This is a genomic window from Capnocytophaga sp. (genome assembly GCF_030532915.1).
Taxonomy (GTDB): domain Bacteria; phylum Bacteroidota; class Bacteroidia; order Flavobacteriales; family Flavobacteriaceae; genus Capnocytophaga.
The window spans coordinates 56,805-64,511 of the sequence record NZ_JAUNKD010000011.1 but is presented as its reverse complement, the minus strand read 5'-3'; the positions used below and the strand labels follow the sequence as shown (position 1 = coordinate 64,511).

11 protein-coding genes are annotated in these 7,707 nt (G+C 35.8%); all 11 read left to right on the top strand.

Annotated elements, in window-relative coordinates:
• A partial coding sequence (locus tag Q4D72_RS05070; protein WP_303076507.1) for a DNA-3-methyladenine glycosylase I occupies positions 1-131 on the top strand: 131 nt, incomplete at its 5' end.
• Between the two features lie 17 nt (positions 132-148).
• A complete protein-coding gene (locus tag Q4D72_RS05065; protein ID WP_303076475.1) occupies positions 149-946 on the top strand; it encodes a hypothetical protein in 798 nt (265 codons plus the stop codon).
• Positions 947-1,185: 239 nt separating this feature from the next.
• Entirely contained in the window at positions 1,186-1,767 is a 582-nt protein-coding gene (locus tag Q4D72_RS05060) for a DUF6707 family protein (protein WP_303076474.1), read from the top strand.
• A gap of 2 nt (positions 1,768-1,769) precedes the next feature.
• Positions 1,770-2,342 (top strand): DUF6678 family protein, encoded by a 573-nt coding sequence (locus tag Q4D72_RS05055; protein WP_303076473.1) that lies wholly within the window; start codon positions 1,770-1,772, stop codon positions 2,340-2,342.
• 135 nt (positions 2,343-2,477) lie between these two features.
• Positions 2,478-2,771 (top strand): Imm45 family immunity protein, encoded by a 294-nt coding sequence (imm45, locus tag Q4D72_RS05050; RefSeq protein WP_303076472.1) that lies wholly within the window; start codon positions 2,478-2,480, stop codon positions 2,769-2,771.
• A gap of 310 nt (positions 2,772-3,081) precedes the next feature.
• Positions 3,082-4,140, top strand: coding sequence for a leucine-rich repeat domain-containing protein (locus tag Q4D72_RS05045; protein ID WP_303076471.1), 1,059 nt, complete (start codon positions 3,082-3,084; stop codon positions 4,138-4,140).
• 248 nt (positions 4,141-4,388) lie between these two features.
• Positions 4,389-5,042: a hypothetical protein gene (locus Q4D72_RS05040; RefSeq protein WP_303076470.1), complete on the top strand. Its 654-nt coding sequence runs from the start codon at positions 4,389-4,391 to the stop codon at positions 5,040-5,042.
• Positions 5,043-5,275: 233 nt separating this feature from the next.
• Positions 5,276-5,617, top strand: a complete 342-nt coding sequence (locus tag Q4D72_RS05035; protein ID WP_303076469.1) for a hypothetical protein — start codon at positions 5,276-5,278, stop codon at positions 5,615-5,617.
• 32 nt (positions 5,618-5,649) lie between these two features.
• A complete protein-coding gene (locus Q4D72_RS05030) occupies positions 5,650-6,027 on the top strand; it encodes a hypothetical protein (protein WP_303076468.1) in 378 nt (125 codons plus the stop codon).
• Positions 6,028-6,151: 124 nt separating this feature from the next.
• A complete protein-coding gene (locus Q4D72_RS05025; RefSeq protein ID WP_303076466.1) occupies positions 6,152-6,721 on the top strand; it encodes an SMI1/KNR4 family protein in 570 nt (189 codons plus the stop codon).
• Between the two features lie 17 nt (positions 6,722-6,738).
• Positions 6,739-7,701 (top strand): hypothetical protein, encoded by a 963-nt coding sequence (locus Q4D72_RS05020; protein ID WP_303076464.1) that lies wholly within the window; start codon positions 6,739-6,741, stop codon positions 7,699-7,701.
• Positions 7,702-7,707 lie beyond the last annotated feature (6 nt).

The following is a 7,707-nucleotide window of genomic DNA, read 5'->3' as shown; positions in this document are numbered from 1 at the left end:
AAATTTCCGACAAAATCGCCAAAGAATTAAAAAAACGAGGCTTTAAGTTTCTGGGTTCCACCGTGATATATGCCCATATGCAAGCAACAGGAATGGTCAATGACCACCTCGTGGATTGTTTTTGTAAATAATTAAAAATCAATAAAATATGCGACCGATTATCGATTTAATTGACAATCATTTATTTAGTTTTGAGCCGATTTCGGCGGTGGATTGGAAAATGCTGACCGATAAAGACCAAGCCGAGGCGTTTCTGTATAATGATGATAATGAGACGGTTTGGCTGGATTTACGCGAGAAAAACGATTTGGATTGGACTTTTCCGCGTGATAGTCAGGAAACCGAATGGAAAGTTTTGCAGAAGGACATTTTGGAGGCTTTGCAAAAGGCTGGTTTTGAGGCGTATTACGATGAGGTGGAATACGATTTGCTCAATTGTTACCTGAATATCAAGCACAAACAAAATAATCCGCTGTGGAATCAGGTGTTTAAGGCGTACCGAAAAGGGGCGTTTCCGTGCGGTTGGCAGGGTGCATATCCCAAAGGAAAATTGGTGGTTTTTCATCCGAAATACCAACCCGATGCGGTGCAAAAATTGCAGGATTTGGTCAGCGATTTTTTTGAAAAATGGGAAGTTTTACCGCAAAATCCGTTGATTTTGGAGCATTTTTATCCGTTTTTTGCCGAAAATGCCGAAATTCACACCGATACAGACGAGGAATACATCGGATTGGAAAAAATCAAGGTGTTTTATCAAAAAATAGTCCAAGAAAACAAGGAAATTAAGTGTTTATGGCAAAAACAACGCACCAACAACAAAAATTATTTTGAGGTTCGCGTAGGTTTTGTGCTGAAAACCAAAAACGGAGCCATCAAATCCGAAACCAGAACGATGGGTTTTGATATTCAAAACGATAAAATCCACCGTTTGGAAATCGTCAAGTAGGGAACGGATATATCCGTTCCTCCGTAAATACGCAATTCATTGCGTATCGCAAAATCCACCGTTTGGAAATCGTCAAGTAGGGAACGGATATATCCGTTCCTCCGTAAATACGCAATTCATTGCGTATCACCGAAAGCCTCGACAGGCAATTTTGATGCTAAAAACAAAAATAACGACACAGATACACAAAAATTACCTATTTTTACAATCTGAAAAACAAACAAAAAATATACAAACTTATGATTTTCAAAAAATTACTTACCACAGACGGACTTACCACTAAACAAATCAAAAGCATAGAGTCGTTGGACAAAAAATTCTCCAAAACCAGTGCCGCCAATTTGGAAAAAGCCAACGAATTGCTGTTTAGTCTGTTGTATACCAATAACTTAACGGCGGTGAATACGCTTCTTGATTTTATGACCGAAATTCCGTTTAACGGCAATTTTAATCAATGGACTTTTGTGCAGCCGAGCTATGCCTTGCGTTATTTTTTGAGTGATGACGAGGCGGAAAAGGCTAAAATTTCGCAGTATCTGACTACCGAGGTGCGTTCGGAATGGGACGATGACGACGACCACGCCAAATTTTTGCAAAAAAAGCGTGACGGAATGCTCGTACAAAACAGTTTGGAGCAGTTGGAGCGTTACAATACTTCTGAAAAAGAGGAGTTTAACTGGCGAACACTGGTGCTGATTCGCTATTTGGAATTGTTGGCAATCGGTGCAACAGGAAAAATCGATGAAGCTACTGTTTTACAGCAAATTAACGAAAATATCGACCGCCAACGCCTCTTGTTTGAGAAATTCAGTAAAAAATAAAAATGCAGAACAAATCACCCAAAATCAGGCTTGAAATCGTTCCGACCGGCAAGTATTTTCATTTGATTGTTTTTAAAAATGAAGAGATATTGCGGCATTTTGTGGCTTATGGTGAGGCGGAATGCGAAAAACTCAAAAATTCGCTGGAACAAAAAATACATCGTGGCGATTTTGCCCATCAAAAAACTTTTCGCGAAAAGGTGGCTCGTTATGTGCAAACCAATCATTTACAGAGTTTTATGAACAAAACCAAATGGAAAAAATTGCGTGAATCGATGAATGCACTGGAACACAGACCTGCTTTTATCGTCAAATATTTCCTGAATGAGGAGCAGGAAACACCTGACTTTGAGGGTATTCCGCGTTATGCAGGTGATTGGTCGGAAGATTGTTTTTCAGCAAGTTTCGCGATAGAATGGCTTAAAATTCACGCCAAATTTAGGATGTTTCAAGGGTATTTATTGCCTGATGCCGTTGCGGATTTTTCCGATGTGATACAAGCTGCTTTGGAAAAACACCACATTCCGTACGAAAAACAAGGCGATATTTTTACGATTTTTGGGTATAAACAATAAATTTGCTTTTGATACACAACACGAAAGAAATATTTAGATTCAAAAAGAACGCATTTAGGAGCGTTTTATATCGGTGGAGTTCAAAAAAAGCAATTAATCTATCAGGAAAGCATAATATTAAATGTACATAAAACGATGACCAAATTGATTGATTATCAAGAAGAAAATATTTTTAGAGGAGCGAAATTTAGATGTAAAGGGGCGTATCCTTATGAAAATATTGTAGATTTTTTGCTTTGTGATTTATTCGGAGAGTTGGGGCTTGTTGTTTGTACGGGCTATAAAGCTGGTTTGGTTTTTTGTGTATTTCCGTCAGAGGCACTTTCAAAAGATAAGACAACCTTTGCCATTGAAACACAGTGGTTAAAGGAAAATTGGCACAAATGGGGATATTTTGAATGTCCGTTGGAGGAAGTTTTAATTTTATAAAATAGGGAATTTTCCAAATATATCAATGTCCCTATGTGGGTCATTTCTAATGTTTAGTTGTTGATTATCAATTCATCGGAGGGCAAAAAATATTTTGCCCTTACAAAGGAAATGCACGTTTTGGACGAAAAATATTCCTATCCGTTAGGTTTAGGACTTTTTATCGAATACGAGAAAGGTTAGCGTAATTTATGCAGAAAAATTTTGTTTTTTTGTCGGTAGATAGCATTCAGAAAAATCTTATTAAATAGTTGAATATCACAAAATAAAATCACTTTTTTATATGAAACTTATATTAAAAACACGCGTAATGAAAAGATATTTTTTAGCTGTAACATTTTTACTTTTCTCGATTTCAGGCTTTGCACAGAAAAAAAAGAAACAAGATACAGCATTACCGCCACCGATACCAAAGGCAATGGAAGTTCCTGAATTTGAAAAACGAGAAGCAGGAAATAACCAACATTATGAGGAATATCCGCATATTGTTACGACAGATATGGGCAGCCCAGCGACCATAAATATTACGAAAACAAACGGAGAAACAATTCGACTAAATGCTTTTGAGGATTTAAAAAAAATCAATTTCTCTGAATTGAAAAGTCTTAGTTTGGAAGCCAATTATTCAAGGACAAAAGCAAAATTAGAGGCTCGTTTTTTGCAAGAAATATTAGAAAAAGGGTCGCAATTAGAGCGTTTGGAAATTCGTCATTTTGAAATAGAAAGTTTTCCTGAAATTAAAAAGCCTAACAACGTTCTGAAAAAACTCGAATTAAAGAAAAATGAGCTAAAAATCTTACCTCCAAGCATTTCAAACTTAGTTGCTTTGGAAGATTTTGCCTCTTATTACAATCCTTTGGAGGAGCTTCCCGATACTTTTTCGCAACTTAAAAATTTAGAAAAATTAAGTTTAGAGGATGCAGAATTTTCCGCATTTCCGAAGGAGGTTTTTGGTCTGAATAAGTTGTCTGTTTTGCATATTTCAGGCAATTATAAAGGAGAACGCAAAATAAAGGAAATCCCTGATTTGTTTGCACAATTACCGGAACTTAAAGAATTTATAGTTACACATTCGTTGCTTTCTACCTTGCCAAAATCCATTTCAACACTGAAAAAATTGAAAAAGGTGGACTTTTTGCGCAATCAATTTAATGATTTTCCAGAAGTTTTGGCATCGAATCCGAATTTAAAAGATGTTTCTTTTTCAAGCAATCCGCTTGATTGGAATAAATTTACGGCTTCCATCAAAAAAATCAAATGGAGCGGATCACTTTCATTAAGTGGAACAGGATTTTCTAAAAAACAATACGAAGAAATACAAAAAATGCTGCCCAAAATCAATGTTTATTATGATGAAATGAATGACTAAAATAAAAACAATTACCAATAAGGCATTAAAAGAGGGGCAGAAAATTTAACCAAAAAATGCGATTAGAAAATCAGGTAAATAACAGATTTTCAATGAACAAATAACAATGAATAATGTAGGGGCGAATTGCAATTCGCCCTTATTGGTTGATTGTGAGGGAAAATAGATGTTGTCGCTACACACGAAGTTTCCAAAAACATAACTTTGCCAAAAATTGCGTATCTTTGCAGAGTCTCGAACGAATACAGATGATAGATGAAAGCACAAAATATGAATTACAAAATATCATTGAAGGAGATGGACTTTCTGGCACAACAACTCTTATCAAAGCAGTCCAGCGTTTCCTTAGAGAAAATGAAAGCACAAGCCAAGAACATTCGCAATCAAAGTCTTTCAAAAACCAAGAAAAAAATAAACTGATTGGTTTTATCGAAGAAAATCGGCTGTGGTATGATACGGATATAAATCCTGCTCATTATATTACGGAAGGAGCAGAGCAAAAAGTGTATTTTTTTGATAGGGATTATATCATAAAACTAAATAGTGGCATTTTTTACGAAAAATGGTTAGATTATTTTAATAGTTTGCTTGTTCATAACTATTTTTTCAAATCAACCGCTTACATCTTATTGGGTTTTAAACTTATTGATAATGAATTGTTTGCTGTGGTGAAACAGCGGTTTGTCGAAGCAAATGAATCGACAGATTTATTAAAACTCAAAGAATTGTTAGAATATAATCATTTTAAAAATATCCGTAATAATGATTACATACACGATGATTTGGGATTAATATTGGAAGATTTACACGATGAAAATGTGCTGACAAAAGACAATATTTTGTATTTTATCGATACCGTTTTTTATTTAACAGAAAAATTCTATCAGAAATCAGGTAAATAACAGATTTTCAACGAACAAATAACAATGAATAATGTGGGGGCGAAAATTTTTCGCCCTTATTAGTTAAATTGTTAATGTTCTATGTTTTTTAAAGTCCAACTTTTTAGAAGTTCCAAACTTCTAAAAAGTTTTTTCAAAGGTAAAAACAGCCGTTCCGAGCCTTTTACTATTTAGCAACACGAAATGAATTATTTTTGTAATTTTGTAAGGGGAATGCGAAATGTTGTTACGTTATGGATAAAGAAAAATTATTAGACAAGGTAGGTTGGATAACTCAAATGGAAAAAATCCCACCTTTAACAGAAGAATACAAAGAATCGTGGCGTAGATTTTTTGCAAATTACGTTACCTTTTTACAGAATAATAATTTTACAACTCGTAATATTTTGGAAGAAGGACAAAAGGTAACTGATGATATTGCAATCAAATATGGAGACCTTACACCAGAGGGTTTTGAATTTTATAAATTTGGAATTATGAAATGGATTGCAAAATACGACCGAGCCAAAGATAAGGACAAGGCAATGAACGATTTTGCTTTTATTGAAAAGAAATTAAACGAGTTTAGAGAATAACAAACCTAATTTTTTTTAAAACCTATGTCCCTATGTGGTTAAATAAAAGTAAAATCGTGAAGAAAAACAGAGAAACATCGTTAAATTTCATCGTTAAAGAATTAGATATTAATTCAAAAGAATATTGGGACGAAATAATTCAAATTACCTTTATTTCAGATGAAAATTATATAGCAATAAGTCGCTTATCTTATCAAGATGAAATTTATTTTGAGTTTAACGACCAAACAAATTTTATTTATGCTTATTACAAAGACATAACTTTCCTTTTGGAGGAAAATATTTTGTCAGTTTACATACTGAACAACATCAAAAGAAGTGTCGATGTAGATAGTATAATCATTGATTTAAACAATTGTAATCTTTCGCAAATAACAAAAGCTATTGAGTATTTAAAAATGAATGTATAATTTGGTAATCCCCAAAATACGCTCTTACTCCCTCTCCTTGGGAAACCTAACGAAGTGGTTCAACGACACCTATAAGGTAAATAAAAACAAGGAGTTAGAGGGCTGGGGGAGAGGATTAAAAAATATGAACACAAATACTATTTGGCAAAAAATCATTGCCATTATTAAAGACATCAATCCGAAGGCGTACCAAAGCCTCAATCCACCTGCCACCGATGCTGAAATCGAGCGGTTGGAGCGTGAGGTGGGCGTGCCGTTGCCCGAGAGTTTTAAGGCGTATTTAAAAGTCTGCAACGGACAGCAACACAATGATTATGAATATCTTTTGCTCGGTTACAACGCTTTTTTGTCGGTCGATGAGATGATTGCATCTCGGCAGTTGCAACTGGATTTGTTCGCCGATGAAGAGCCGATTGACCACCTTGCCGAAAACAAAATTAAACCTGTGATTTGGGACAAAAATTGGCTTCCTTTTGCCAATTACGAAGGCTCATCGATGCTGATTTTGGACTTCAACGCAGGAAAAAACGGCAAAAACGGACAGGTTTTCACCCACTTCCCGGGGGCTGATTTTGAGGCAGATGAGGTTGTTATTGCCGATTCGTTTGCCGAGTTTAGCCAAAAAGTATTAACTTCGCTACAAGAAAAAAATTACGAAATCCTTGATGATGTGATTATTATGGATTTTTTGTAATAAAAAACGAAGAAAAAATGACGCTTATTCAAGAATTGCAAAACATTGCAAAAACAGCAGAATTTCAGCAGCTTACGCAAAAGTTGGCGGACAAACATCAGGTGCAATTGTATCCCAATATCAGTTTGCAACAATACAACATCATCGCGGATTTGTTCAAACTTGCGGAAGTGGCGGTCGGCACGGCTTACGATTATTTGCTGAAAAACGTCGATTTGGTTACGCTTTTTATGATTGAACCTGCCAAAAATCAACCGCAAAGCACTGATGAAGAAGAAGATGAGGACGATAATGTGGTTTATTTGGGCTATTCGCCTTTGCAGTGGCTCGTGGCGAGTATGGAGCTGATTTTGATTGAGGAAAATCGTTTGGCAGCCTTTCATAAGGCACATCGCTGGTCATCGGCAAAGACGACCAAAGAGAAAATGGCGGATTATCAGCGTGTTATGGCACTGTTGCGAGGCGAAGAAATGTTGCCGAAAAAAGCTCAAAAATCCGAAAAATCGACCCCAAGTCAAAAAATCATTTTGGAAAGTGTAAGGCAAATTACTGAAAATCAATATGAAGCAATTTCGGTTTTATGGGGAAAATCGGTAACCGCAAACATTGAAAGCGAGGCATTTTCCGAAAAGGATTTGCTTAAAAATCTGCAATGGATAGAAGATAATCAGCAGAAAATCAAGGATTTTGCGTTAAACGCCGAAAATTTTGTCGATGGTTTTAACGCTTGGGCGGAAAAGGAAATCGCCAAAAAAGAAAAAGCTAAACTTTTTGACGGCACGACACTTACGCAAATAGCGGATTATGAGGATATTGCAAAAAGTATTTTCATCAGCGGACTGGAAATTTCCTTCATCGAGGGCAAGTTGGACAGCATCGAGATAGACCTTGCCACCTCGCCCGATTATTTTGGCGGACATACGCTCAGCCTTGAAATCAACGCGAAAAAACGCTTGATTTTCAGCGGAATGAACGGATAAATTTTA

Coding starts and splice junctions, on each gene's coding strand:
- Q4D72_RS05065 (WP_303076475.1), top strand. CDS start 149: ATGCGACCGATTATCGATTTAATTGACAATCATTTATTTAGTTTTGAG.
- Q4D72_RS05060 (WP_303076474.1), top strand. CDS start 1,186: ATGATTTTCAAAAAATTACTTACCACAGACGGACTTACCACTAAACAA.
- Q4D72_RS05055 (WP_303076473.1), top strand. CDS start 1,770: ATGCAGAACAAATCACCCAAAATCAGGCTTGAAATCGTTCCGACCGGC.
- imm45 (WP_303076472.1), top strand. CDS start 2,478: ATGACCAAATTGATTGATTATCAAGAAGAAAATATTTTTAGAGGAGCG.
- Q4D72_RS05045 (WP_303076471.1), top strand. CDS start 3,082: ATGAAAAGATATTTTTTAGCTGTAACATTTTTACTTTTCTCGATTTCA.
- Q4D72_RS05040 (WP_303076470.1), top strand. CDS start 4,389: ATGATAGATGAAAGCACAAAATATGAATTACAAAATATCATTGAAGGA.
- Q4D72_RS05035 (WP_303076469.1), top strand. CDS start 5,276: ATGGATAAAGAAAAATTATTAGACAAGGTAGGTTGGATAACTCAAATG.
- Q4D72_RS05030 (WP_303076468.1), top strand. CDS start 5,650: ATGTGGTTAAATAAAAGTAAAATCGTGAAGAAAAACAGAGAAACATCG.
- Q4D72_RS05025 (WP_303076466.1), top strand. CDS start 6,152: ATGAACACAAATACTATTTGGCAAAAAATCATTGCCATTATTAAAGAC.
- Q4D72_RS05020 (WP_303076464.1), top strand. CDS start 6,739: ATGACGCTTATTCAAGAATTGCAAAACATTGCAAAAACAGCAGAATTT.